At 71.0% G+C, this 26,012-nt stretch carries 21 protein-coding genes; 9 read left to right on the plus strand and 12 right to left on the minus strand.

The features are described from left to right. Positions 1 to 53 precede the first annotated feature (53 nt). From BUR99_RS14695 to pdhA, 5 genes are all read right to left on the minus strand, one after another. The gene (locus BUR99_RS14695; protein ID WP_074261152.1) at positions 54 to 4,589 is read right to left on the minus strand and encodes an FtsK/SpoIIIE domain-containing protein; all 4,536 of its coding nucleotides are present in this window, start codon (positions 4,587 to 4,589) and stop codon (positions 54 to 56) included. A gap of 127 nt (positions 4,590 to 4,716) precedes the next feature. After that, positions 4,717 to 5,028 carry a 4a-hydroxytetrahydrobiopterin dehydratase gene (locus BUR99_RS14700; RefSeq protein WP_074261153.1) on the minus strand — a complete coding sequence of 104 codons (312 nt, stop codon included), beginning with the start codon at positions 5,026 to 5,028 and terminating at the stop codon, positions 4,717 to 4,719. A gap of 27 nt (positions 5,029 to 5,055) precedes the next feature. Next, positions 5,056 to 6,471 (minus strand): dihydrolipoamide acetyltransferase family protein, encoded by a 1,416-nt coding sequence (locus BUR99_RS14705; protein WP_074261154.1) that lies wholly within the window; start codon positions 6,469 to 6,471, stop codon positions 5,056 to 5,058. Between the two features lie 2 nt (positions 6,472 to 6,473). Continuing rightward, positions 6,474 to 7,484, minus strand: a complete 1,011-nt coding sequence (locus BUR99_RS14710; RefSeq protein WP_074261155.1) for an alpha-ketoacid dehydrogenase subunit beta — start codon at positions 7,482 to 7,484, stop codon at positions 6,474 to 6,476. Beyond that, positions 7,481 to 8,650, minus strand: a complete 1,170-nt coding sequence (pdhA, locus tag BUR99_RS14715; RefSeq protein ID WP_074261156.1) for a pyruvate dehydrogenase (acetyl-transferring) E1 component subunit alpha — start codon at positions 8,648 to 8,650, stop codon at positions 7,481 to 7,483. Before pdhA ends, BUR99_RS14710 begins: the two co-directional genes overlap by 4 nt. Before the next feature lie 166 nt (positions 8,651 to 8,816). Here pdhA and BUR99_RS14720 point away from each other — a divergent pair, with 166 nt between their 5' ends. After that, positions 8,817 to 9,275, plus strand: a complete 459-nt coding sequence (locus tag BUR99_RS14720; protein WP_074261157.1) for an Lrp/AsnC family transcriptional regulator — start codon at positions 8,817 to 8,819, stop codon at positions 9,273 to 9,275. 12 nt (positions 9,276 to 9,287) lie between these two features. On the opposite strand, the gene BUR99_RS14725 is transcribed toward BUR99_RS14720, so the two are convergent. From BUR99_RS14725 to BUR99_RS14740, 4 genes are all read right to left on the minus strand, one after another. Next, the gene (locus BUR99_RS14725) at positions 9,288 to 11,141 is read right to left on the minus strand and encodes a glycoside hydrolase family 35 protein (protein WP_234980873.1); all 1,854 of its coding nucleotides are present in this window, start codon (positions 11,139 to 11,141) and stop codon (positions 9,288 to 9,290) included. After that, on the minus strand, positions 11,138 to 12,013 hold the full coding sequence (locus BUR99_RS20080) for a carbohydrate ABC transporter permease (protein ID WP_074261158.1): 876 nt from the start codon (positions 12,011 to 12,013) through the stop codon (positions 11,138 to 11,140). Before BUR99_RS20080 ends, BUR99_RS14725 begins: the two co-directional genes overlap by 4 nt. After that, entirely contained in the window at positions 12,010 to 12,924 is a 915-nt protein-coding gene (locus BUR99_RS14735) for a carbohydrate ABC transporter permease (RefSeq protein ID WP_074261159.1), read from the minus strand. The genes BUR99_RS20080 and BUR99_RS14735 overlap by 4 nt, the downstream gene beginning before the upstream one ends. A 97-nt stretch (positions 12,925 to 13,021) precedes the next feature. Then, positions 13,022 to 14,314: an ABC transporter substrate-binding protein gene (locus BUR99_RS14740; protein ID WP_074261588.1), complete on the minus strand. Its 1,293-nt coding sequence runs from the start codon at positions 14,312 to 14,314 to the stop codon at positions 13,022 to 13,024. Between the two features lie 211 nt (positions 14,315 to 14,525). Between BUR99_RS14740 and BUR99_RS14745 the strand changes: the two genes are divergently transcribed. The 4 genes from BUR99_RS14745 (at position 14,526) to BUR99_RS14760 (ending at position 17,563) form a co-directional block, all read left to right on the plus strand. Further along, a complete protein-coding gene (locus BUR99_RS14745; RefSeq protein ID WP_234980874.1) occupies positions 14,526 to 15,554 on the plus strand; it encodes a LacI family DNA-binding transcriptional regulator in 1,029 nt (342 codons plus the stop codon). A gap of 60 nt (positions 15,555 to 15,614) precedes the next feature. After that, positions 15,615 to 16,550 (plus strand): ATP-grasp domain-containing protein, encoded by a 936-nt coding sequence (locus BUR99_RS14750; RefSeq protein WP_084184045.1) that lies wholly within the window; start codon positions 15,615 to 15,617, stop codon positions 16,548 to 16,550. A gap of 111 nt (positions 16,551 to 16,661) precedes the next feature. Next, on the plus strand, positions 16,662 to 17,357 hold the full coding sequence (locus tag BUR99_RS14755; RefSeq protein WP_074261160.1) for an ArsR/SmtB family transcription factor: 696 nt from the start codon (positions 16,662 to 16,664) through the stop codon (positions 17,355 to 17,357). Beyond that, the gene (locus BUR99_RS14760; protein ID WP_056013695.1) at positions 17,354 to 17,563 is read left to right on the plus strand and encodes a hypothetical protein; all 210 of its coding nucleotides are present in this window, start codon (positions 17,354 to 17,356) and stop codon (positions 17,561 to 17,563) included. The genes BUR99_RS14755 and BUR99_RS14760 overlap by 4 nt, the downstream gene beginning before the upstream one ends. Before the next feature lie 91 nt (positions 17,564 to 17,654). Here the strand turns inward: BUR99_RS14760 and BUR99_RS14765 are convergent, their stop codons facing one another. Then, complete coding sequence (locus BUR99_RS14765) at positions 17,655 to 19,937, minus strand: polyribonucleotide nucleotidyltransferase (RefSeq protein ID WP_074261161.1); 2,283 nt, start codon at positions 19,935 to 19,937, stop codon at positions 17,655 to 17,657. A gap of 333 nt (positions 19,938 to 20,270) precedes the next feature. Between BUR99_RS14765 and BUR99_RS14770 the strand changes: the two genes are divergently transcribed. Beyond that, complete coding sequence (locus BUR99_RS14770) at positions 20,271 to 20,462, plus strand: DUF5302 domain-containing protein (protein ID WP_074261162.1); 192 nt, start codon at positions 20,271 to 20,273, stop codon at positions 20,460 to 20,462. A 7-nt stretch (positions 20,463 to 20,469) separates the two neighbouring features. Here BUR99_RS14770 and BUR99_RS14775 read toward each other — a convergent pair whose 3' ends face one another. Next, positions 20,470 to 22,506, minus strand: coding sequence for a glycosyltransferase (locus BUR99_RS14775; protein ID WP_074261163.1), 2,037 nt, complete (start codon positions 22,504 to 22,506; stop codon positions 20,470 to 20,472). A gap of 198 nt (positions 22,507 to 22,704) precedes the next feature. On the opposite strand from BUR99_RS14775, the gene BUR99_RS14780 reads away from it, so the two are divergent. The 3 genes from BUR99_RS14780 to BUR99_RS14790 all read left to right on the plus strand — a co-directional run bounded on the left by BUR99_RS14780 (position 22,705) and on the right by BUR99_RS14790 (position 25,395). After that, positions 22,705 to 22,911 (plus strand): dodecin family protein, encoded by a 207-nt coding sequence (locus tag BUR99_RS14780; RefSeq protein WP_074261164.1) that lies wholly within the window; start codon positions 22,705 to 22,707, stop codon positions 22,909 to 22,911. Between the two features lie 220 nt (positions 22,912 to 23,131). Continuing rightward, positions 23,132 to 24,661 carry a DUF5979 domain-containing protein gene (locus BUR99_RS14785; RefSeq protein WP_074261165.1) on the plus strand — a complete coding sequence of 510 codons (1,530 nt, stop codon included), beginning with the start codon at positions 23,132 to 23,134 and terminating at the stop codon, positions 24,659 to 24,661. Positions 24,662 to 24,744: 83 nt separating this feature from the next. Continuing rightward, the gene (locus tag BUR99_RS14790) at positions 24,745 to 25,395 is read left to right on the plus strand and encodes a DedA family protein (RefSeq protein WP_074261166.1); all 651 of its coding nucleotides are present in this window, start codon (positions 24,745 to 24,747) and stop codon (positions 25,393 to 25,395) included. On the opposite strand, the gene BUR99_RS14795 is transcribed toward BUR99_RS14790, so the two are convergent. Further along, the gene (locus BUR99_RS14795) at positions 25,382 to 26,011 is read right to left on the minus strand and encodes an FMN reductase (RefSeq protein WP_074261167.1); all 630 of its coding nucleotides are present in this window, start codon (positions 26,009 to 26,011) and stop codon (positions 25,382 to 25,384) included. The genes BUR99_RS14790 and BUR99_RS14795 overlap by 14 nt on opposite strands. Position 26,012 lies beyond the last annotated feature (1 nt).

Below are 26,012 nucleotides of genomic sequence, written 5' to 3' on the forward strand. Positions count from 1 at the left end.
CGGGTCACTCTAATCCACGCGAAACGGGGACGCGAATCCGTTTCCACAGGGTGTCACGACGCCGTGCTCGAGGTGCGTCGCCCGCGACGTGTCGACGGCTCCGTCGTGGTGTCCGCGTCGGGCATCGCGAGCTGCACCCGCATGACCCGACCGGCCTCGACGAGGATGCCGCGGCCGACCGGGAAGTCCGCGCGGGTGACCCGCGGGAACTGCACCCGGAACAGCGCGATGCCGTCGGTCTCCTCGGGCTGCAGCACGATGCCCGCGCGTGCCGTCTTGAGCTCGGAGTGGATCTGCCATGCCGCGACCGCCGTGACCGTGTCGGCTTCGACGAGCACCGCCACCTCCGCGCGACGGGCCGCCTTCAGCAGTCGGGCGACGGCGACCTCGGCACCGAGCCCCTCGAAGTCGCCGACGTTCTCGATGACGATGAGTCGGTCGCGATCACGCTCGGCATGCGGCAGTTCGAGTGCCGCGGCGAGCCGGGTCGCGAGCGATTCCGCCTCGTCGGCGTCGGCGGATGCCTCGGCCCAGTCGGTCGCATCGATGAGCGCCGAGCGCCGTGCGACCACGAGGTACGGGGTGAGTTCGGGCCGCGTCTCGCGCACGGCCTGGAGCATCGTGCGCATCGCGGTCGTGCGCCCCGAGCCGAATGGTCCGGTGACGACGAACAGGCCGTCGAGCGGGATCCCCACCGGACCGAGCGTCTCGTCGCTGATGCCCACCGCCGGACGTCCGTCGACGGTGGCCGGAAGATGCGAACGGTCGATGCGCTCGGGAAGCCGCTCGATCTCGGCGACCGACCGCACGCCGCCCTGCCGCAGTCGTGCGGCCAGCAGCTCCGTCGCCGCGGCCTGGGAGCCGAGCTCGGTCGAGCCGCCGACCACCCCGAGCTGCACCTCGTGTCCGCCGAGCAGGCCCCGCCCGGGCGGGGCGTCGTCGAGCACGTCGTCGGGCACGCCCGCCATCGAGTAGTCGGCGGGCGATGCCAGCCGCAGCGTCAACCGCTGCTGCACCGCGGCGAGCAGCGCCGAGGGGAACGCGGCGATGCGGTCGGCCGAGACCACCACATGCACGCCGAGCTGCCGGCCCGCCGTGAGGATTCGCGTGAACGCGTCGAACAACCGGCCGCCCTGACCGAACTCGTGCTCCGCACGGAAGGCGCTCATGCCGTCGAGCAGCACGATCACCCGCGGTTCGGTGAGATCGGCCGAGCGGGCGCGGTACTCGGCGAGCGAGGCGGCGCGATGCCGGGCGAACTTCGCGGCACGCACGTCGACGAGCTCGGTGAGGTGACGGATGAGTCGGGCCACGCGCTCGACGTCCCCGCCGTCGATGATCGAACCCACCGTCGGCAGCGACTCGAGGCTGGCGAGGGCGCCTCCGGCGAAGTCGAGGCCGTAGACCCTGACCGGGTGCTGCGCGGCGCCCATCGATGCCGCGATCGCGACGGTGCGCAGCGCCGCGCTCTTGCCCGAGCCGCTGGCGCCGAACACCGCGAGGTTGCCCGTGCGGTCGAAGTCGAGTGCGAGCGGCACCTGTCGCTGCGTCTCGGGCTCGTCGAGCAGGCCGACGGCCACGGTGCCGTCGCGCACGACCGGGATGCTCGCGAGATCGATGACCGGCAGCAGCTGATCGAGCCACGGACGCCGGGGCACGGCGAGCCGGCTCGCGGTCGCGGTGCGCCCGATCGTGCGCACGAGCCGCTCGATGTCCCGCGGCTCGTCGACCCGCGGACCGTCGGTGTGGGCACGGGACCCGGGCGTCAGCCGCTGGCCGCGACCGAACACCAGCTCAGCGGCCTCGATGTCGCTCGCGGTCGAGGCATCCGCGTTCGTCCACCCGCCGAGGAAGGCCGTCTGGAAGTCGTGGACGCGCCCGGGGCCGAGCTTGGACGCGGCGCGGCCGGGCGTCGCCGGGTCGAAGTGGGCGGCGCGGTCAGTGCCGAGCACGTCGAGGCTGTCGGCCTCGTCGGCGACCCGGAGCGCGACGCGCAGGTTCGTGTTGGCGCGGAGGCTGTCCTTGATCACGCCGGCGGGCCGCTGCGTCGCCATCACGAGGTGCAGGCCGAGCGAGCGGCCGCGCTGGGCGACGTCGATGACGCCGTCGACGAACTCCGGCACCTCGGCGGCGAGCGCGGCGAACTCGTCGATCACGATCACGAGGGCCGGCGGGGCATCCGGATCGGAACGCGACTCGAGCGTCTCGAGGTCTTTGGCGCCCTTGGCGTTCAGCAGCTGCTCGCGATGCTTCAGCTCGGCCCGAAGGGAGGTGAGCGCGCGGCGCACGAGGTGGGCGTTGAGGTCGGTGACGAGTCCGACGGTGTGCGGCAGGTCGACGCACTCGGCGAAGGCGGCGCCGCCCTTGTAGTCGACCAGGAGGAAGGTGACCCGGTCGGGCGAGTACTCCGTGGCGATGCCGAGGATCCAGGTCTGCAGGAACTCCGACTTGCCCGAGCCGGTCGTGCCGCCCACGAGCGCGTGAGGGCCGTGGCGGCGCAGATCGAGGTAGAACGGGTCGGTGGGGCCCTGGCCGACGAGGGCGCGGATGCCTCCGGGCTCGCGCCGCTCCCCGGGCGTCCACGCCGCCCTGAGGCTGTCGTTCTTCGCCCAGCGCACGAGCACTGCATCGGCGTCGTCGGCGACGGCCTCGTCGAAGAGGTCGAGGAACGCGACCGAGCGCGGCAGGTCGGACTCGTCGAGCACGGGGGCGCCGACGTCTTCGAGGGGCGCGAGGAGCCGCGCGAACTCGCCCGCCTCGCGGGCGCTGAACGCTTCGGTCGCGGCGAGTTCGACGCTGCGGCCCTGGCGCACGAATCCGACCGTCGTGCGGCCGGTGTCATCGACGTCGAGGAAGGTGCGGCACACCACCGGCAGCGCCCTGGCGTCGCGAGCGAGCCAGATCAGGTGCACGCCGTAGTCGGCGCCGTCCTCGCCGAGCGCGACGAGCCGTCCCGTGTCGGCCGGCGCATCGCCGAGCACGAGCACGACGACGGCCGGGGTCGCCGGTTCGCGATCGACGGCGTCGTCGGCGCGGCTCGTGGCGGCGGCATCCGTGAGTCTCGAGCGCACGCGCTCACCGCGCCCGGAACCCGCCGCGCGCCTGCGTCCGACGAGCTCCTCGAGTTCGGCGAGCAGCGACGCGGCCGACGCGAACTCGTCGGCCAGCGCCCCGCGGAGCGGGCTGTGCGGCGAGTCGACGTGCGGCAGCCATTTCAGCCATGCCCACTCCTGCGCCGACGCCGGACCGCCGATCGCCGTGAGCACGACGTCGGCCGGCGAGTGCAGTGCCGCGAGCTGCAGGATGAGCGCTCGCGCCGCGCCGAGGGCGAACGGGCTGTCGCCGGCGACGCCGATCGCGCCTGCCCGATCGAGGTTCTCGACGACGGGCACGCCCTCGATGGTGCGATGCCGGTCGATGACCTGCATGACCCGGTTCCACTCGTCGGCGGCTGCATGGGTGCGCGTCGGCGGCGTGACGGTGCTGCGACTCGGGAGCGCACCGGTGCCGAAGCGCACATCGAGGAAGGTGACGTGCTCCGCCTTGCGCGTCCACAGCAGCGGCCCGCGCTCGCGGATGTCGCCGGCGATGGCCACGCCCGACGGCGACTCGGCCAGTCGCGCCCGACGCTCGATCCGCGTCTCCTCTTCGAGCTCCTGCCCGAGGGCCTCGAGACCGGACTCGAACCTCGCCGCCTCGTCGCGACGGCGTCGACGCGCCTGCACCACGCCGTCGATCCACGTGCCGAGCATGATGATCGGCGAAAGGGCGATGAAGAGGAGCGTGATCGGGTTCTGGGTGACGACGAACAGCACGGCGCCGAGCACCACCGGCGCGAGCACCGCGAGCATCGGGAAGCGGGGCTTCTCGGCTGCCGTGGGCAGCTCGGGGGCGGTGAGCTCATGGCCGGCATAGACGGGTTCGACCCGCGGTGAGCGCACGAAGTCGACACGAGCGGATGCCTCGACGGCCGACGTGACGCCGAGCACTCGGCGATGACCCGCCGGGCGCAGCTGCAGCTCGGTGCCGCCGAGCCGCACGAGCGATCGGGTGCCGAGCTGCGCCCGGTCGACATGGCGCCCGTCGACCTCGACGCCGTTCGCCGAGTTGAGGTCGGCGATCACGACGGAGTCGCCGACGGTGATCGTCGCGTGACTGCGGGAGATGCCCTCGTCGGTGAGCCGCACCTGCGCGGCGGCGCTGCGACCGACGTAGTTCACCCCGGCCGCGAGGGAGAATCGGCGCCCTCGATCGGGACCGGAGACGACCTCGACGTCGACGAGCGGCGGGAGTCCGGTGGCATCGGGGTCGAACTGCTCGGCGACGTCGACGGTGCAGCCCGAGCGCAGGGGCGACTCGTGCACCGTCGCGAGCGGGTTGACCAGTTGCGAGGTGCTGGCGCCGGGCGCGGTGACCCGGAGCGTCGGCTCGTCGGCGGGCGCATCGGCGCGATGCCCGTCACTCACGCGGTTCGGGTCGCTCGCGCGGAGGAACCGGGCGAGGTCGCCGATCGTCGCGAGCGCGTCCATCGTCACGAGCAGGTCGCGCTCCGGTGCATCCGACTGCCGCACGGTGAGCTTCAGCTTCACTCGGGCCCCTCCCCTGTTCGCGGAGAAGCCTAATCGAAGTGGGGTGTCCGTTTCAGGCCGGTGAGCGGGAGCCCGCTGCCGTGCGCCGGCTCACCGCAGCGTCGACGTGCGGCCGCGCCGGAACGCGTCAGCTGCCCGGTCGGGCGCCCTGCTCGGCGGCGATCTCGCCGATGCGCCTCGCAAGGGCGACGTCTCGCGAGGTCACCCCGCCGACGTCGTGCGAGGTGAGCTCGAACTCGACACGGCCCCAGCCGAGCCGCACGTCGGGGTGGTGGTTCAGCTCGTCGGCGACGACGGCGACCTCGTCGAGCAGTCGGACCGCGGTCGCGAAGTCGGCCGTGCGGAAGACGCCCGCGAGATGCTCGCCGACGTGCGTGAAGGCGGTGCCGGCGAGGTCACCGGCGGTGTCCGCGGGCGAGAGGATGGTGCGAGCGTCCATACGCCCATCCTCTCGCCGCGGGGGCGTTCACACCATGGTCAATGCGACACCCGGCTCCCGAAGGATCGCACCGACGTCGGCGAGGAACCTCGACCCCTGCGCGCCGTCCACCAGCCGGTGGTCGAACGACAACGACAGCGTCATGACCTCGCGCAGCGCGATCTCGCCGCGGTGCTCCCAGGGCTGACGGCGCACCGCGCCCATCGCGAGGATCGCCGCCTCCCCGGGGTTCAGGATCGGCGTGCCCGCGTCGATGCCGAAGACCCCGATGTTCGTGATCGAGATCGTGCCGCCCGAGAGGTCGGCGGGGCTCGTGCGCCCGGCACGCGCGGTCTCGGCGAGCGCGGCGATCGCGTCGGCCAGTTCGATCAGGGTCATCCGCTCGGCGCCCTTCACGTTCGGCACGACGAGACCGCGCTCGGTCGCGGCCGCGATGCCGAGGTTCACGCCGCCGAACCGCACGATCTCCTGCGCCTCCTCGTCCCACCGCGAGTTGACCTCGGGCGTGCGACGGGCGGCGATGCACACGGCCTTGGCGACGACCGTGAGCGGCGTCACCTTGCGGCCCGCGAACGCGCGATCGTCGCGCAACCCGCGGAGCAGCTCCATCGTGGCCGTCACGTCGACGGTCAGGAACTCGGTCACATGCGGCGCGGTGAACGCGCTTCGCACCATCGCCGCGGCAGTGTGCTTGCGCACCCCCTTGATCGGGATCCGCGTCTCGGCGGGCGCTGCGCCGGCCGCGACCGGCGCTCCGGCGACCAGCGACGACACGTCGTCGGGCACCGGCATCGCGAGAGCGGATGCCGCGCGCTCGACATCGTCGCGGGTGATCAGGCCGCGCTCGCCGCTGCCGTCGATCGCCTCGAGGTCGAGCCCGAGATCGCGGGCGAGCTTGCGCACGGGCGGCGTCGATCGCGGACGTTCGGTGCGCGCCGATGCGGCGGGCGCAGGAGCAGCCTCTGCGGCGGTCGCGTCGGCCGTCGACTCGGGCACCGCGGGCACGAGGTCGGCGACGAGCGCCGAGCGGCGCGCACGTCGCTTCGGGCCGGTCTCGGCCGCGGCGCCGTAGCCGACGAGGTTCGGCCCGGGTGCGGCCTCGGCGACGACGTCTGCGCCGGCACTCGACGAGGCCGGCGCCGCCGGGGCGGCCGGGGCGGGCGACGCGGCGCCCGTGGCCGGCGTCGGGCTCGCGGCATCCGGTTCGCCGGTGTCGCAGGAGAAGAGCGGGGCGCCGACGTCGATCGTCTCCCCCTCGGCCGCATGCAGCGCCGTGATGACGCCCGCGTACGGCGACGGCAGCTCGACGACGGCCTTCGCGGTCTCGACGTCGGCGATGATCTGGTTCAGCTCGACGCGATCGCCGACGGAGACGCGCCAGGCGACGAGCTCGGACTCGGTGAGTCCCTCGCCGAGATCGGGCAGCGGGAAGTCTCGGATCATGCTCACGCCTCCACCCCGCTCAGCGAGTTCGGTCGGCCGAGCACGCGGTCGATCCCGTCGAGGATGCGGTCGAGGTCGGGCAGGTGGTGCCGTTCGAGCTTCGCGGGCGGGTAGGGGATGTCGTGCCCGGTGACGCGCACGGGTGCGGCCTCGAGGAACTCGAAGCAGCGCTCGGTGATCGAGGCGGCCAGCTCCGCGCCCACCCCGCCCTGCTGACCCGCCTCGTGGGTGATCACGAGCCGGCCGGTGCGTCGCACGGACGCCTCGACGGTCGCGTAGTCGACGGGTGCGAGCGAGCGCAGGTCGATCACCTCGATCGACACCCCGTCTTCGGCGGCCGCGGTCGCGACGTCGCGCGCGGTCTGCACGAGCGCGCCGTAGGTCACGAGGGTCACGTCGCTGCCGGTCGTCACGGTCGTCGCCACTCCCATGGGCCGGGCGTCGGCGAGGCTGGCCGTCTCGTCGACCTCGCCCTTCACGTGGTAGCGCCGCTTCGGCTCGAAGAACAGCACCGGGTCGTCGCTCGCGATCGCCTGTCGCACCATCAGGTACGCGTCGGCCGGGTTCGAGCACGCCACGACCCGAAGGCCGGCCGTGTGCGCGAAGTACGCCTCGGGCGACTCGGAGTGATGCTCGGCCGCGCCGATGCCGCCGCCGAACGGCACGCGGATCGTGATCGGCATGCGGACGTTGCCGCGCGAGCGGTAGTGCAGCTTGGCGACCTGCGCGACGATCTGGTCGAACCCCGGGTAGATGAAGCCGTCGAACTGGATCTCGATGACGGGCCGGAATCCGCGGTACGCGAGCCCGACGGCGGTGCCGACGATGCCGGCCTCCGACAAAGGCGTGTCGACGACCCGCTTCGCCCCGAACTCGGCCTTCAGCCCGTCGGTGACGCGGAACACGCCGCCGAGCGTGCCGATGTCCTCGCCCATGAGCACGACCTTGTCGTCGTCGGCGAGCGCGCGGCGGAGTCCGGCGTTGAGGGCCTTCGCGAGGGTGAGCGTGGTCATCGTGCGCCTCCTTCGGCGGTCTCGGATGCCGCGGCATCCGTGCTGTGCTCCGTCGATGCGTCCTCGAACATCGCGAGGTAGCGCGTGTAGTGCTCGCGCTGGCGCTCGACGTGGCTGTTGGGCTCGGCGTAGACGTGGTCGAAGACCGTCAGCGGCGCGGGGTCGGCGATCGTCGTGATCGCGGCGCGCAGCTCGGCCGCCGCGCGATCGGCGTCGGCCGCCACCTCGCGCTCGAGGCCGGCGACGTCGACACCGGACGCCTCGAGCAGCGCGAGCACCCGTGCGAGCGGGTCGCGCTCGCGCCACTCGGCGAGCTCGTCGTCGGTGCGATAGCGCTTGGGGTCGTCGGCCGTCGTGTGCGGGCCCATGCGATACGTGACCGCCTCGATGAACGTCGGGCCTTCGCCGCGGCGGGCGCGGTCGAGTGCGATGCGGGTGGCCGCGAGCACGGCGAGCACGTCGTTGCCGTCGACGCGCACGCCCGGCATGCCGAAGCCGTCGGCCCGGCGGGCGAGGTGCTGCTTCGACTGCAGGCCGACGGGCTCGGAGATCGCCCACTGGTTGTTCTGGCAGAAGAAGACGACCGGGGCGTCGAAGCTCGCCGCGAAGACGAGCGCCTCGTTGACATCGCCCTCGCTCGTGGCGCCGTCGCCGAAGAACGTGATGGCCGCGGCATCCGAGCCCTCCCAGGCCGCACCCATGGCGTAGCCGGTGGCGTGCAGGGCCTGGGCGCCGATGATGATCTGCGGCACGGCCATGCCGTGCTCGAACGGGTTCCAGCCCGAGGCCGCGGTGCCTCGCCAGACCGAGAGCAGCTCGGCCGGCTCGACCCCGCGCACCCAGGCGAGCGCGTGCTCGCGATAACTGGAGAAGATGAAGTCGTCGTCGCGGAGCGCGCGGCCGGCGCCGATCTGCGCGGCCTCCTGGCCGGCCAGCGGCGGCCAGAGCCCGAGTTCGCCCTGACGCTGCAGGGCCGTGGCCTCGGAGTCGATGCGCCGCACGATCGCCATGTCGCGGTAGAGGCGACCGAGGGCTCCGAGATCGATGTCGGCGATCCACGGGTCGAACTCGGCGTTCGCGTGGCGTTCGCCCGTGGGGGTCACGAGCTGCACGAAGTCGTCGGGCCTCGTCAAGAGGCCGGTGGCGTCTCGGTCTGATGGGGTCATCGTCGATCCTCGCTGTCGGCGGACTGGCTTCGTGGGCTGCCCGCGCCCGGCGGCACTGCCGGATACCCAGAGCGTACGTCGATCTCGCACACAGCTCAACCAACCAGAGTCGCGCTGAGCATGTTGCACGGTTCGCTCGGGTGTTCGACTGCTATCGTGTGGCGTTATGACCGGTTACGACGCTGTCGACAAGGCGCTGCTGACGGCGCTCGCCCCCGACCCGAGGGCGACCGTGGTGGCGCTCGCAGACCGCCTCGGCCTCTCGCGCAACACCGTGCAGGCGCGCATGGCGCGCCTCGAGGCATCCGGCGCCTTCCTCTCGTTCGAGCGCAGCATGGACCCGGCGCCCCTCGGCTACCCCATCGAGGCGTTCATCTCGGTGCACGTGCGCCAGAAGCTGCTCGGCGACGTCGTCGACGAGATCGGCCGCATCCCCGAGGTGATCCAGGCGCACGGGCTCTCGGGGTCGATCGACCTGCTCGTGCGGGTGGTCTGCCGCGACGCGCACGACCTCTTCCGCATCGACGGCGAGATCCTCGCGATCGACGGGGTCGAGCGCACCGAGACCTCGCTCGCGATGGGCGAGCTCATCCCCTACCGGCTCGCCCCGCTGCTCGAGCGCTGAGGCACCGACCGCTCAGTCGAACGACTCGATGTACTCCTCTTCGGGCCCGAGCTCGGGGGCTTCGCGCAGTTCGAGGACCTCGCCGCTCCGCTCGAGTTCGAGCACGATCACGGTGTTGACGCCGGCGCGCAGCAGCGGCGACGGCACGTAGAGCGTGACCTGCGGTCCGATCTCCCAGTAGCGGCCGAGGAGGAACCCGTTGACCCAGACGAAGCCCTTCGCGAAGCCGGGCAGCGCGAGGAAGGTGTCGGCTGCCGACTCGACCTCGAACGTCGCGGTGAAGAACCCCGCGGCGCCCGGTTCGACCGGCTCGACGCCGTCGGCGTCGGAGCCGGCGATCGTCGGGGCCGTCGCCGCCTCGAGCTCGGACCGGCTCCACTCGTCGAGCGCGATCGGCCGGCTCCGCCAGCCCTGCACGATCCGGCGGTCGACCTGCACCACGCCGAGGATGCCCTTGCCCTGGCCGAGCAGGGGCCCGTAGTTGATGCGACCCTGGTTCTCGACGAGAACCTCGAGACGCGCCCGCTCGCCGTGCCCCGTGACCTCGAGACCGGCCTGCGCACTCGCCGTGTCGACGACACCGACGAACCGGCCGTCGACCCAGACCTGGGCGCGGTCGTGCAGACCCCGCATCGAGATCGTGCTCGTGCCGCGCGGCAGGATCGGCATCGCCTCGTAGAGCACGAGTCCGGCGTCGAGCCCGAGCTCCTCGAAGCTCGCGGGAGCGACGGCGGCGGATGCCTCGTGGCCGCCCGCAGCCCGCAGCGCCGGCAGCAGTGCCGCACCGACCGCCGTCGGCAGGCGCCGGGCCGCGAGCACGGGTCGCTCCTCGGGGATCGCCGGAGGCACGACGCCCGTGAACGCCTCGAGTCGCTGCCGGAGCATCCGGCCCTTCTCGGTGATCGCGCCGTGCTCGCTCACCGGCGCGTCGGAGTCGTAGCTCGTGACCGTCGGCTGCAGCACGCGACCGTCGTGGTTCGCACCCGACCAGAGCCCGAAGTTCGTGCCGCCGTGCGCCATGTAGATGCTGACGGAACCGCCGACCTCGAGGATCTCGTCGATCACGCCGACCGACCCGCCGGGCTCCCGCACATGGTGGCGCTCGCCCCAATGATCGAACCAGCCGTTCCAGTACTCGGCGCAGAGGAACGGCTCGCCGTCGCGGCGCGACCGCAGCAGCTCGAACGCCTCGCGGGCACGGGAACCGAACGTCGCCGTCGCGAGCACGCCGGGAACGGTGCCGCCGTCGAGCATGAGCTCGGTCGGTCCGTCGGCGGTGTAGAGCAGCTCGGTGATGCCTCGGTCGACGAGCGCGTCACGGAGCCGGCGGAGGTAGGCCGCATCGTCGCCGTAGCTGCCGAACTCGTTCTCGAGCTGCACCGCCACGACCGGGCCGCCGCGGCTCGCCTGCAGCGCGGCCAGCCGCGGGATGAGCTCGTCGAACCACTCCTCGACCGCGGTCATGTAGCGGTCGTCGCTCGAGCGCGGCCGGAGACCCGGCACGCCGGTCAGCCACGACGGGAGGCCCCCGTTGTCCCACTCGGCGCAGATGTACGGGCCCGGTCGCACGATCACGTCGAAGCCGAGCTCGCCGGCCAGTGCGATGAAGCGCTCGACGTCGCGCCATCCGCTGAAGTCGGCATCGCCCGGGCGGCGCTGGTGGAAGTTCCACGCGATATAGGTGTCGACCGTGTTGAGGCCGAGTGCGGCGAGGCGCTCGAGACGGTCGCGCCAGAGCTCGGGGTGCACCCGGAAATAGTGGACGGATCCGCTCAGCACCCGGTGCGGCGCACCGTCCCGGAGCAGCTCGCCGTCGCGGAAGGCGAGGATCGGCGCGGTGATCGTGGATGGAGCGGGGCGGGTCACTTGATGGCTCCGGCGGTGAGGCCCGCGCGCCAGAAGCGCTGCAGGGAGAGGAAGGCGATGACGAGCGGGATGATCGAGAGGAAGGCGCCGACGACCACGGTGCCCGCAGGCACGTTGCCGTTGGAGGCCGACCAGCCGACGAGCCCGACGACGACCGGCTGCAGGGAGCTGTCGTTCAGCACCATCGCCGGAAGGAGGTAGTTGTTCCAGACCTCGACGAACTGGAACAGGAAGATCGTCACGAGAGCCGGAGTCATGATGCGCATCGAGACCGAGCGGAAGATGCGGAACTCGCCCGCCCCGTCGAGCCGGCCCGCCTCGATCAGCTCGTCGGGCACCGACTGCGCGGCGAACACGCTCGCGAGGTAGACGCCGAACGGGCTCACGATCGAGGGCAGCAGCATCGCGAGCGGGGTGTTCAGGAGGCCGATCTGGTTGAACATGAGGAAGAGCGGCAGCGTGAACATGACCTTCGGGATCAGCACTGCGGCGAGGATGACGCCGAACACGACGCCCCGGCCGCGGAAGGCGTACTTCGCGATCGCGTAGCCGGCCATCGCCGAGATGATCGTGCCGATGAGGGCGGCGGTGCCCGAGTAGAAGATGCTGTTCAGCATCCACGTGCCGAAGATGCCGTCGTTCACATCGAAGACGAGGGCGATGTTCTCGACGAGGCCGAATCCGTCGAACCAGAGGCCGCTGCCGCTGAACTGGTGCCCGGCCGGCTTCGTGGCGGCGACGATCAGCCACCAGATCGGCATGAGGAAGTAGAACGCCGCGAGGAGCAGCACGGCCATGACGCCGAAGCGGCTCGCGGGCGTGGTGTCGCGCTGGCCACGGGGCCGCGTGGCAGAGGCGAGGGTCGGGGTCAACGATCTCCCCTTCCGGTGATCTTGAAGAAGACGAACGAGGTGACGCCGACGAGCAGGGCGAGCACGACCGACTCCGCCGCGGCATACGGGTAGTTCTGCGCCGCGACCTGGGACTGCGCGGCCATGAGCGGCGTGTAGGTCGACGTGATGGCTCCGCCCGAGATGGACTTCAGCACGGTGGGCTCGTTGAAGAGCTGCGCGGAGCCGATGATCGAGAAGACCGTCGTGAGGATGAGCGCCGGGCGCACCATCGGGATCTTGATGCTCCAGGCGGTGCGCCACGACGAGGCGCCGTCGATCTTCGCCGCCTCGAGGGTCTCGGCCGGGATGGTCTGCAGCGCCGAGTAGATGATGAGCATGTTGTAGCCGGTCCAGCACCAGGTCACGACATTGGCCACCGACCAGAGGGCCAGGCCATCGCTGAAGAACGGGATGCTGAACCCGAACGCGGACTCGAGGAACCCGTTGATCGGGCTCGTGACCGGCGAGTAGAGGAACGACCACATCACCGCGGCGACCACGCCGGGCACCGCGAACGGCAGGAAGCTGCCGAGGCGGAAGAAGCCGCGGCCGCGAGCCGACTTCGAATCGATGAGCAGGGCGATGAAGAGCGCGAGGCCGAGCATGACGGGCACCTGCACGATGCCGAACAGCAGCACGCGCCCGAGCGAGGCGAGGAACTCGTCGTCGGTGAAGACCCGCGCGTAGTTGGCGAAGGGATCGAAGGTGAGCGTCGGCGCGGTGAGCCCGAGGCCGTCGCGTTGGAGCGTGAAGAGGCTCTGGATGAACGCGAAGGCGATCGGAGCGAGGTACATCGCCGCGAAGAGCACGAGGAACGGGGTGAGGAACAGCCATGGCGTGCGCCATATGCGCACGCGTGCGCTTGCTCCGTTCGTGGTGACCGTGGTCATGTCGCTCCTTGTCGTGCGTGCGTCGGGTGACGGATGGCGGGCCGATGCTCGGCCCGCCATCCGTTGGTCCGCGGCACTCGGCCGCGGGAAACGGACCCTACTCGGAGACCGAGAGGCCCTGCGCCTCGAGCGCGTCGACCGTCTTCTGCTGGGTGGTCGCGAGCGCGTCGGCGATCGTGCCGGTGCCGGCCCATGCAGCGCTCAACCCGTCGTCGAGGAACCCGACCGTCTCAGGCATGTTTGGACCCCAGACCCAGCCGTCGGCGACGTGCTCGGAGGACTCGGTGAACACCTCGTAGATGTTCTGGCCGCCGAAGTAGTCGTCGCCTTCGCTGAGCACCGGGAGGGAGAGCAGCTCGGTCGCCGCCGGGTAGAAGCCGGCCGATTCGATGAGCGCCGAGAACGTGTCGGCGTCGGTGCTCATGAAGTGCGCGAAGTCCCACGCGGCCTCGGGGTTCTCGCAGCCCTTCAGCACGGCCGTGCCGGAGCCGCCGACGTTGCCGGTGACCTCGTCGCCGGCGTTCCACTGCGGCATCGGCGCGACGGCCCACTTGCCTGCGCCGTCGGGGGCGCTGCCCTTGAGGATTCCGGCGATCCAGACCGCGCCGACGTGCGTGGCGATGCTGCCGTCACCGAGCCCGGTGTACCAGGACTGGTCCCACATGGGCGCGGGGCTCAGCAGTCCCTCGTCGACCATGCCCTGCCAGTAGGAGGAGACCTGCTCGCCCTCGGGCGAATCGATCGACACCTTCCACGAGTCGCCGTCGACGCCGAACCACGGCGCCTGAGCCTGCCAGTCGAACCCGGCGTAGTCGTAGTTGAGGTAGGTCGCCGAGATGTACTTCGACGGGTCGGCCGCGTGGATCTTCTGCGCAGCGGCCTGGTACTCGTCCCAGGTGGTGGGCACGGCGAGCCCGAGGGAGTCGAAGACCTCGGTGTTGTAGAAGAGGGCCATCGGGCCCTGGTCGACGGGCACGCCGTAGACGGCGTCGCCGACGCTCATCGCCGACCAGGTGGCCGCGCTGAAGTCGCCCTCGTCATCGGCGGCGACGTCGGAGACGTCTTCGAGCGCGCCCTGTGCGGCGAAGCTCGTGAGCGTCTCGTAGCCGACCTGTCCGAGGCAGGGCGCGTTGCCGGCGGTCACGGCGTTGAGCATCTTCTCGTAGCCGCCCTTCGCACCGGGGGCCACTTCTTCGTAGTTGACCTTCACCTCGTCCTGGGAGGCGTTGTACGCCGAGACCGCGTCGGCGTAGCCCGGGGCCCAGCCCCAGAAGTCGATCTCGACGGGGCCGTCGGCAGTCGCGCCGCCACCGCTCGAGCAGGCCGTGAGCGCAAGGCCAACCGCGACCGCTCCGGCCAGACCGGCCGAGCGAAGTGCTGTCTTCTTCACTGAATCTCCCTTGAATGTGAATGCAGAGGTGCTGGCCGAGGGGCCGTCGTCGGACAGCATTACACAGATTGTTACCGATCTCAACAACGGGAATTCCCAGTGGCAGAGGGGAAGTTGCGACATCCCCACCGAATCGTGTCCAATGGGTATGATCGGTAACATCACCGCGGATGGAGGGTCCATGCCGCATCGACGCCCCGATGGAGCGACCATGAGCAGCACACCGAGATCCTCTGCCGGCCGGGCCCCCGACATGGCCGACGTCGCGGCGCTCGCAGGGGTCTCGAAGCAGACCGTCTCGCGCGCGCTCAGCAACCACCCGAACGTCACCGCCCTCACCCGCGCGAAGGTCGAGGAGGCGGTCGCCCAACTCGGCTACCGGCGCAATGCCGCCGCGAGCATGCTCTCCTCCGGGCGCAGCCGAACGATCGGCGTCGTGAGCATGCCGACGCTCAACTACTCGAGCGCCGTGATCAGCTACAGCATGGAGCGCGCGGCGCGCGCCGCCGGCTACGCCGTCAGCATGGCCACCACGACCTCGCTCTCCCCCGAAGCCATCGCCGAGGCGATGTCCCGCCTCGCCGAACAGGCCGTCGAGGGCATCGTGCTCGTCGTGCCGCTCCTCGTCGGCAGCGACGCCACCGAGGAGATCAGCCGACGCATCCCCACGGTCACCATCGACGGATCGAGGTCGGCGTCGACCCAGGTCGTCGCGGTCGACCAGACCTCGGTCGGGCGCCTCGCGACCGAGCACCTGCTCTCCCTCGGCCACGACACCGTCTGGCACCTGGCCGGGCCCGGCGAGTGGGTCGAGGCCGGCGAGCGCGAGTCCGGATGGCGCGCGGCACTTCAGGCGGCCGGCCGAGACGTTCCGCCGATCCTCCGCGGCGACTGGTCGCCCGAATCGGGATATCAGGCCGGACTCCTCCTCGCCCGCATGCCCGAAGTCACCTCGGTCTTCGCCTCGAGCGACGAGATGGCCTTCGGCGTCATCAGAGCCCTGCACGAGCAGGGCAGACGCGTGCCCGACGACGTCTCGGTCATCGGCGTCGACGACATCGCCCTCGCCGCGTACTGCAGCCCGGCGCTCACCACGGTGGCCCAGCCCTTCGAGGAGATCGGTCGGCTCGCCGTCGACCACCTGATCGAGGTCATCGTCGACCCCGACTCGACGCCCCCCGCTCCGACCACCGTCGCGGCGTCGCTCGTGGTGCGGGGCAGCACGGCACCGCCCGCCTGATTCCGAGCTGCGACGCGGCGCGCACGGCGATCGAACGCTCCGGTGTCATAGTCTGGCGCCATGACCGGCATGGGTCCGATGTCGCATGCGACGCCGAAGCGCATCGCCGTGCTCCGCTGCGAACGGCTCCCCGACTTCGTGACCTGGGAGATCCCCGATGTGGAGTCGCTGTTCGACGACGACCGGCGGCTCCTCGACGCCTTCGCCGGGCTCGGCGTCGACGCCGAACCCGTGGCATGGAGCAGTGCTGGTGTCGACTGGGACGCGTACGACGCAGTCGTGATCCGGAGCACGTGGGACTACGTCGATCGACTGCCGCAGTTCCTCGACGTGGTCACGGCCATCGAGCGGTCGAGTGCCGCACTCCTCAATTCCGCTGCGGCCGTGCGCTGGAACGCCGACAAGCACTACCTCGACGACCTCGACCGCTTCGGCGTGCCCATCGTGCCGCTCGTGCGCGGGACGCCGTCCGCCGGAGCGCGGCTCCACGAGGCGGTCGCCGAGGCGGGCTGGCACGAACTGGTGCTGAAGCCCGCGGTCGGCGTGGGCGGGTCGGGCGTCGTGCGCTCCGACGCCGCATCCCTCCAGCAGGCACTCGACGCCATCCCGCCCGAGACCGAGATCATGGTGCAGCCGTTCGCACCGGCGATCCTCGACGAGGGCGAACTCTCGTTCGTCTTCCTCGGCGACGAGTCGAGTCACGTGCTGCGAAAGCGTCCGGCCACCGGCGACTTCCGGGCGCACGGCATCTACGGCGGCACCGTGGAGCGAGCCACCGTCGACCCGTCGGACCTCGCGGAGGTGCAGTCGATGCTCGCGCGCCTCCCGTTCGACCTGCTGTACGCACGCGTCGACGTCGTGCGACTCGAGGGGCGGCTCGCCGTGCTGGAGTTGGAGCTCATCGAACCGATGCTCTACCTCGGTCTCGCGCCGGGCAGCGCCGAGCGACTCGCCGATGCGACCCTCGCCCGACTCACTCGGCCGGCGCCCGGCTGAGCCCGCTTCGATCCCCCACCGACGAGCGGTTCCGCGGGCACCGAAGAGTTGCAGAGAACTCGTTGCAAACAAATCCTTGCAAAGATTCCTTTGCAGCGGTATCTTTGCAACATGGCTACCACGAACCCCGACGACATCACGGCCCAGCCGAGCAGCACCCGCCACCCCGGCATCGATCACGTGCTGCCGTCGGCGAGCCTCAAGTCGCTCGCGCATCCGCTTCGCGTTCGCATCTACGACGAGCTCTCGGCGTACGGCCCGCTCACCGCGAGCGGGCTCGGCGAACGACTCGGCGAGTCGAGCGGCTCGACGAGCTACCACCTGCGGCAGCTCGAAGGCGCCGGGCTCGTGCGCGAAGACACCACGCGAGGCAAGGGCCGCGAGCGGTGGTGGGAGCGCACGCCGGGGTCGATCGCGATTCCCGATGCCCGCTCGCTGCCGCCGGGCAGCGCCGACCGTCTCGCGGTCAAGCTCGTCGAAGACGAGTGGTTCCGCAAGCGCGAACAGAACTTCCGCGAGTTCCTCAGCGAGGGCGAGCACGTGTTCGACGACGCGTGGCTTGACGTCGCGACGAGCGACACCATCAACCTGCGCCTGACGCCCGAGCAGCTGAGCGGCCTCGTCGCCGACATCGACGCGGCGATCGCGAAGTACGTCACGGCCTACAAGCGCACACCGTCGACCGGCTCCCGGCCCGTGCAGCTGCATGTCAACGCCTTCCCGCTCGTGCGCGGGGAACCGACCGGCGACACCTCGAAGCACGACACCTCTCCGAACAACGACACGTCACCGAAGGAGGAACGATGACCACCCTGCTCTCACCTGATTCCGGACTCCTCTCCGGCTGGGCGGTGCGCAGCGGTCTCAGCCTTGCGAGCTGGGGCCTGCAGCGCGCGGCGCGACGCAACGATCGCGACCGGCTGCAACGCCGCATCGATGCACGGGCCACCGCAGAAGCAGCGCTCGCCGAGCGCGACGCACTCCACCGCAGCGCCGGCTTCCTGCCCATGTGAGTCGAGCATCGACTCGCACCTCTCGTCAGCCGAAACGACGGATGCCCCGCCCGAACGAATCGGGCGGGGCATCCGCTGTGTTGACTGCGACTTACGCGTCGGCGCCCTCTGCGGGCTCCTCGGCGTGCGTGCCGGCGGTCTCGCGACCTTCGGTGTCGGCATCTTCAGCCAGCACCGGGGCGAGCGACAGCTTGCCGCGGTCGTCGATCTTCGTGATCTCGACGAGGATCTTCTGACCGACGCCGAGCACGTCTTCGACGTTCTCGACGCGCTTGCCACCGGCGAGCTTGCGCACCTCGCTGATGTGCAGCAGACCGTCTTTACCCGGGAGCAGCGAGACGAACGCGCCGAACGCCGCGATCTTGACGACGGTTCCGAGGAACTGCTCGCCGACCTCGGGGTTCGTCGGGTTGGCGATCGCGTTGACCTGGGCGCGGGCGGCCTCGGCCGAGGGGCCGTCGGTCGCGCCGATGTAGACGGTGCCGTCCTCCTCGATGGAGATGTCGGCGCCGGTCTCGTCCTGGATCGCGTTGATCGTCTTGCCCTTCGGGCCGATCAGCTCGCCGATCTTGTCGACGGGGATCTGCACCGAGATCACGCGGGGCGCGGTCGGGGCCATCTCGTCGGGGCCGTCGATGGCGGCGTTCAGCACGGCGAGGATCGTCGTGCGGGCGTCCTTCGCCTGCGTCAGCGCGCCGGCGAGCACCGAGGCGGGGATGCCGTCGAGCTTCGTGTCGAGCTGGATCGCTGTGACGAACTCCGACGTGCCGGCGACCTTGAAGTCCATGTCGCCGAGGGCGTCTTCGGCGCCGAGGATGTCGGTGAGGGCCGCGTAGCGGGTCTCGCCGTTCACGGTGTCGGAGATGAGGCCCATCGCGATGCCGGCGACGGGTGCGCGCAGCGGCACGCCCGCGTTCAGGAGCGCGAGGGTCGAGGCGCAGACGGAGCCCATCGACGTCGAACCGTTGGAGCCGAGCGCCTCGGACACCTGGCGGATCGCGTAGGGGAACTCCTCGCGCGTCGGCAGCACGGGCACGAGCGCGCGCTCGGCGAGTGCGCCGTGCCCGATCTCGCGACGCTTCGGCGACCCGACGCGACCGGTCTCACCGGTCGAGTAGGGCGGGAAGTTGTAGTTGTGCATGTAGCGCTTCTTGGTGACCGGGCTCAGCGAGTCGATCGACTGCTCGAGCTTCAGCATGTTCAGCGTCGTGACGCCGAGGATCTGGGTCTCACCGCGCTGGAAGATGGCCGAGCCGTGAACACGGGGAACGACCTGCACCTCTGCGTCGAGCGGGCGGATGTCGGCGAGCCCGCGGCCGTCGATGCGCACACCCTCTTCGAGGACGCGCGAGCGCACGACGTGCTTCGTGACCGACTTGTACGCGGCGGAGACCTCGGCGTTGGCGGACTCGGGGAGCTCGCCGGCCTCGACCTTGGCTGCGACCTGCTCCTTGACGCGCGACTTGAGCGCGTCGTCGGCGTCCTGACGGGCGACCTTCTCGGCGATCTGGTAGATGCCCTTGAGCTCCTCGAGCGCGATCGCCTCGACGACGGCCTTCGTCTCAGCCTGGTAGGGCGGGAACGTCGGGTAGTCGGCGGTGGGCTTGGCGGCGGTCTTGGCAACCGTCTGCTGCGCCTCGACGAGCTGCTTGATGAAGGGCTTCGATGCCTCGATGCCCTGCGCGATGACGGCCTCGTCGGGCTTGACGCCACCGGCCTGGATGAGGTTCCAGGCGTTGTCGGTCGCCTCGGCCTCGATCATCATGATCGCGACGTCCTGCGAGCCGTCGGCCTCGGTGACCACGCGACCGGCGACGACCATGCTGAACACGGCCTCTTCGATCTGCGAGTACTTCGGGAACGCGACCCACTGGCCGTCGATGAGGGCGACGCGCACGCCGCCGACCGGGCCCGAGAACGGGAGGCCGGAGAGCTGCGTCGAGAGCGACGCGGCGTTGATGGCGAGCACGTCGTAGAACTCGTCGGGCTCGATGGCGAGCACGGTGACGACGACCTGCACCTCGTTGCGGAGGCCCTCGACGAACGAGGGGCGCAGGGGGCGGTCGATCAGACGGCAGGTGAGGATCGCCTCGGTCGAGGGGCGGCCCTCGCGGCGGAAGAACGAGCCCGGGATGCGGCCCGCTGCGTACATGCGCTCTTCGACGTCGATCGTGAGCGGGAAGAAGTCGAAGTGCTCCTTCGGCTGCTTGGAGACCGAGGTCGCCGAGAGCAGCATGGTCTCTTCGTCGATGTAGGCCGCAGCGGAACCCTGCGCCTGCTGCGCGAGTCGTCCGGTCTCGAAGCGGATGGTACGGGTGCCGAACTTGCCATTGTCGATGACGGCTTCGGCGAACGTGATTTCAGGACCTTCCAAGAGGTCGTCTCCTTTGTTTACCGTCGCACCCCGTGTGGGCGCGACTCATCCAGAGGAGCAGGAACAGGCAATACGAATCGCGTCGGTCGACGCGTTCACGCTGGCCACCAGTAGAAGTCCACCAAACCCGGGGTTTGGTAATCCACCACAGGGGACCAGCTTCCTGCCGGCCTGCTCCAACCGATCGCCCGCGCGAAAAGCACGGGCAACCTCCCCCAATGCTAGCAGAGCGTCCGTTTTCGGCCGGTGAACAGCGGATGTCGCGTGGCGGGTGCCCGCCCGGGGCCGCCCCGGCGTGCGCGAGCGCGAGGCATCCGTGACAGACTCGAACGCATGAGTTCCGACGAGCAGACCAACCAGGGCCCGTCCGACGAGGCGAAGCGCAAGTTCCGCGAGGCCCTCGATCGCAAGAACAGCGCGGCGAAGAAGCGTTCGGGCGAATCCCACCTCGATGGCGGCGGCGGCGCACAGCACACGCAGGGCCCGGCCGACCACAAGCGCGAGTTCCGCCGCAAGAGCGGCTGATCGGGAGTCACTCCCCTCGCACGGCCCGCTGGGCCGCGGCGACCGGCGCTGTCCGTGAGGTTCGCTCCGTCGCCGGCACGATGACAGGCAGCAGCTGCGCGCGCTTCGGCACCCGGCCGTCGCCTGCCGCACGACCGGCGAGCCGGCGCCTGACCCACGGCACCGCGTGCCGCAGGAGCCATTCGGCGTCCCCCACCGCGGTGCGGGCGAACTCCTCCTCCTGCTCGTGCACGGCGCGGTCGAGTTCACCGAGCACGCTCGCGTCCCGCACCCCGAGCACGCGCGCTGCGGCGTACGCGATGCCGCGATGCCCGGCCGCGTTCAGGTGCACGCGGTCCTCAGCCCATCGCTCGTCGTCGACGAGATCGGGGTGGGCGTCGACATCGAGGAGCATCGACCCCGTGGCCCCGGCAAGTTCGCGCAGCCGGGCGTTGTAGGCCCGGAAGCGGCGCGCGTAGAACCGGGTCACCGGCCGGCGCGGCAGGAACGGCGTCACGAGCAGCACATCGCACCCGGTCGACCGCAGCCGTGAGACGGCCTGGCCGAGGTCGCGTGCGAGCCCCTCGGGATCGGCTCGGCGGCCCACGAGGTCGTTGGCCCCGATCAGCACCGAGACGAGATCGGCGCCGAGCTCGGCGGCCTGCGGCAGCTGCACCTCGACGGCATCGCGCACCTTGCGGCTGCGCACCGCGAGGTTCGCGTAGGCGACGGGTTCGTTCGCCGAGCCCGTGACGGCGAGGAGCATCGCGAGCCGGTCGGCCCAGCCGCGGTACTCCCCCGCGGGCACGCGCGAGGTGTCGCAGAGCCCCTCGGTCAGCGAATCACCGATGGCGACGTAGCGTCTCCAGCGTCGCCGAGTCGGAGCATGGGGTGCGGATGCCGCGTTCGAGGCACGACCGGGAGGCGGTGACGCCGCGGCATCCGCCGTCGTGACGGTGGCCCGCCCCATCGCCGCCTCGTAGTGGCCGATGAGCTCGTCGCCGAGGCGGTCCCACCCTCGGCCGGCAACGGAGTCTCGTGCGCGTTCGCCGAAGGCGCGGCGTTTCGCGCCGTCACCGGCGAGGTCTCGCACGCGATCGCGCAGGTCGTCGAGGTCTCCGGGCCGGTAGAGCCAGCCGTTCGCGCTGTTCTGCACGAGGTCGACCGGGCCGCCGCGCCCGGTCGCCACGACCGGCACGCCGCTCGCCATCGCCTCCTGCACGGTCTGGCAGAACGTCTCGCTCTCGCCGGGGTGCACGAAGACGTCGAGGCTCGCCATCGCCCGTGCGAGCTCGTCGCCGCCGAGGAACCCGGTGAAGCGGGCATCGGGCAGCAGGCGTTCGAGCTGCGCACGCGACGGGCCGTCGCCGATCACGACCAGCCGCACGCCCGACAGCGTGGAGATCGCGTGGAGGTCCTCGACCTGCTTCTCGGGCGCGAGGCGGCCGACGTAGCCGACGAGCACCTCGCCGTTCGGCGCGAGCGCTCGGCGCCACGCATCGTCGCGCCGGTCGGGCGAGAACCGCTCGGTGTCGACGCCGCGGCGCCAGAGCCGCAGCCGGTCGACGCCGAGGGACTCGAGCCGCTCGACCGCCGACGACGACGGCGCGAGCGTCAGCGTCGCCCGTCGGTGCAGGCGCCCGAGGTGGCGGGTGAGCGCGGGCGCCGCGCCCGGCACGCCGTAGCGCTCGGCGTAGGAGGGGATGTCGGTCTGGTAGACCGCGACGCTCGGGATGCCGAGCGACTCGGCGGCGAGCACGCCGCGCCAGCCGAGCACGAAGGGCGAGGCGAGATGCACCACGTCGGCATCGTGCGCGCGCATCACCTCGGCGAGGCGGTGCGCGCCCGCAAGCGTCACGCGCACGTCGGGGTAGCTCGGCAGCGGCACCGACGGAAGCAGCACGGCGCGGGCGCCGTAGAGCGTGTGATCGATCGGCCCCGACCGCGGGGCGATCACGAGGGCGTCGTGCCCCCGCCGCTCGAGGTGGCGCAGCGTCTGCAGCAGCGAGTGCGTCACGCCGTTCATGTGCGGGAGGAACGATTCTGCGAGGAGGACGACCTTCACGACTCCAGCGTGAGGGGTGCTCGGGCGGTGATCGGCCGGAATCGACCCGCCGAACCGAGGATTCATCGACTGGTCGACTGCCGTTCGCCGTGGCGTCGAGAGACCGCGCCGCGGCGGCCCGGCGGGAGCCTCGCTTTCCGCTCGTCCGGGGCGCAAGATGGGTCTCGTACGCACGCACATCATTCGAGGGGGAATGCAATGGCTTCCGTCGCACGTGTCACCACCATCACCGTCCGTTCCGAGAAGGGGTTCGACGACGCCGTCGCCTCAGGCGTCGCACGGGCGTCCGAGACCCTGCGCAACGTCACCGGGGCCTGGGTCAAGGAGCAGAAGGTCGAAGTGAGCGACGGCCGGGTCTCCGGCTGGTCGGTCACGCTCGAGGTGACCTTCGTGCTCGACGACTGACGCGCGCCGCGAGACATCCGCAGGCGGCCCTGCACTGCAGGATCGCCCTTGTGGGCGTTCGGCGCGCCCGAACACCGCCACACGTTCGACTCCCCCCGGGTTCCTGAGAATCACGTGAGGATCATTCGCCGCGCATCATCGTTCCGTGCCTCGACCGTCTCTTCGGGTGGAGGGCTGCACCGACAGCTCCTCCGCTTCCACCCGAAGGAGCTGATCCACCGTGCACCCGATTGCGCACACACCCACCCGAACACCTCGAGGATTCCGAGCGATCGCGGCGACCGTCGCCACGGCGCTCGCCTCGTTCGCGATGATCGTCGCCATGCCGACGGCGGCACAGGCGACCGAACTCGACGCCATCACGAGCGTCTCGATCGACGCCGACGCCCCGATCGGGGTCCGGCAGCGCTACGCCGTCGAAGCGACCTGGGCAGCGCCGGCGGGCGCGGTCGAGGGCGACACCTTCCGCCTCGACTTCCCGAGCCCCGTGCACGCCTACTCGGCGGACTTCGTGCTCCGCGACTCGGCGGGAGCCACCGTCGGCGACTGCGTCGTCACCGAGTCGAGCATCGTCTGCACCCTCGGCGACTACGTCGAGACGCACGACGACGTGCAGGGTTCGCTGCACTTCTTCGCGCGTTCCTCGGAAGCGACCGACGACGACGCATACGTCTTCACCACCGGCACCGGCATCGAGATCCGGGTTCCGATCCCGGGCGGCGGGATCGTCGAGGGCGACGGCGAGCCCGGCACCGCACCGACCTCACCGCAGAAGTGGGGCTGGCTGAACGACGACGGCACCTCGATCACCTGGCAGGTCGTCATCCCCGCGGCCGTGCTCGCCGGCGACACCCCCGTCGTGCTCGACGACGTCTACGACGCACGCATGGGCTTCGACCCCTCGAGCCTCACCGCCGGCTGGGTCCTGGCCTCGGAATGGGCTGCGTGGAAGGTCCACGACGTCGTGGCGGGCACGGGTCCCGAGACGTACACGCTCGTCGACTCGCCTGCCACGCACTCCTTCGAGCTCACGTTCAACGAGCCCGTGACGACCGCCGACCGCGACTACGTGCTGCGGTACCGCACCACCCTGCCGGCGGATGCCCGCCAAGGCGATCTCTTCGGCAACACCATCACGGCGTCCGGAGAGCAGTTCACGACCTGGCCGGTCGAGTTCGTCACCGCGGGCGGCGAGGGAGGCGGCACCGGCAGGATCGGCGGATTCACCGTGACCAAGACGCTCTCGGGCGATGGAGCCGCCGTGGTTCCCGATGGCACGGTCTACGCCGTGACGTACGCGTACCTTCGCGGCGACGAGCCGGTCACCGGAACCCTCGAACTCTCTCCCGGAGTGCCGCAGGGCATCGACGGCCTGCCGACCGGCACCGTCGTGACGCTCGGCGAGGCAGTTCCCGAGGCGATCAGCGGAGTGGACTACGGGACCCCTCGATTCTCGGGCGACGGCATCGTCGCCGATGGGGGTTCGGCGCGACTCGTGATCGGCGACCGCACGACGGTGTCCGTGTCGCTGGACAACCCGGTCGCCCTCGTGCCGCCGACTCCGTCGACTCCGCCGACGCCGCCGGGTTCGTCGACGCCGCCGGCTTCCACGCCCGCCTCCCCCGCGACGGGCGGCTCGTTGGCTTCCACGGGCATCGAGCTCGGTCGGCCGATCGCCGGGGCGGCCCTCCTCGCGCTCCTCGGCGCCGCCGCGCTCGTCGCCGCCCGCCGTCGCGCGCAGACCCGTTGAGCTCGTCCCCACCGCAGGGGGCGATCCCCTGCGGTGCGGACCGCCGTCTCCTGCCGTTCACCTCCATCGGCTAGAACGAGCAGGTGGATGACGCATGGCTCGTCTCGCTCGCCGCCTCACCCTGGCTCCTGCCCGCGCTCTTCGCGCTCGTGGTCGGCGATGCGTTCCTCGTGGTGCTGCCGAGCGAGACCCTCGTCGTCGCGCTCGGCGCCCTGTCGGCGACGACCGGCTCCCCAGCCCTGTGGCAGGTCGTTCCCGTGGCCGCCGCCGGCGCGGTCGTCGGCGACGGACTCTGCTACCTGATCGGTCGACGCGTCGGCCTCGACCGGTGGCGCTGGCAGCGCACGGGCCGCATCGGCGCCGCGATCGAACGGATCCGAACGGCCGTGCACAGGAGGACCGCGCTGCTCGTCTTCACCGCGCGCTACGTGCCCTTCGCACGCATCGCGGTGAACCTCGCGGCCGGCGCCGGCCGGGTGCCGCTCCGGCGCTACCTTCCGTTGTCGGCCGCGGCCGGCATCGCGTGGGCGTCGTACAACGTCGCGATCGGCGCGATCGTCGGCAGCGTCCTGCGCGACTCGCCGCTCGTCGCGATCGCGGTCTCCGTTCCGGTCGCGATCGCACTCGGACTCCTCGTCGACCGCACGATCGCGCTCCTCGATGCACGCCGCGCACGGCCTGGCGCCGGGGTCGCCCGTCCAGGCGACCCCGGCGACGGCCTCACTCCCCCGTGAGGCCCCCGATGAGGTGACCGAAGGGCCGGTCGAGGGCGAACGGGTCGCGCACGTTCGCCGAACGGTCGCTCGCCGCGACGAGCGCGGCGAGCTCGCCGGAGGCCCGGTCGATGCGCGCCGGCAGCGTCTTCACGCTGTCGGCGGATTCGCCCCAGTCGCCCGTCGCCGCGAACACGCCGGTCGGCGCGACGATCGCGTGCAGGTAGGTGAACATCGGCCGGAGCGCGTAGTCGAGCGCGAGCGAGTGCCGCGGCGTGCCGGCCGTCGCCCCGATCACGACGGGCAGGTCGGCGAGCGCGGCGCTGTCGATCACGTCGAAGAACGACTTGAAGAGCCCCGAGTAGCTCGTCGTGAAGATCGGCGTGACGGCGATGAGCCCGTCGGCGCCGGTCACGGCCTCGATGACGGCCTCGAGCTTCGGGCTCGGGAATCCCGTGAGCATGTGATTCATGATGTCGGTCGCGACATCCCGCAGCTCGAAGGTCTCGACGGTCGTGTCGATGCCCTGGTCGGCGAGCTCGGCGACCGTGGCGTCGCTGAGCTTGTCGGCGAGCATGCGCGTCGACGACGGCTGGCTGAGCCCGGCGGACACGACGGCGAGGGTGCGAGTCGTCATG

The sequence above is a fragment of the Agromyces cerinus subsp. cerinus genome, from assembly GCF_900142065.1.
In the GTDB taxonomy this organism is placed as follows: Bacteria; Actinomycetota; Actinomycetes; order Actinomycetales; family Microbacteriaceae; genus Agromyces; species Agromyces cerinus.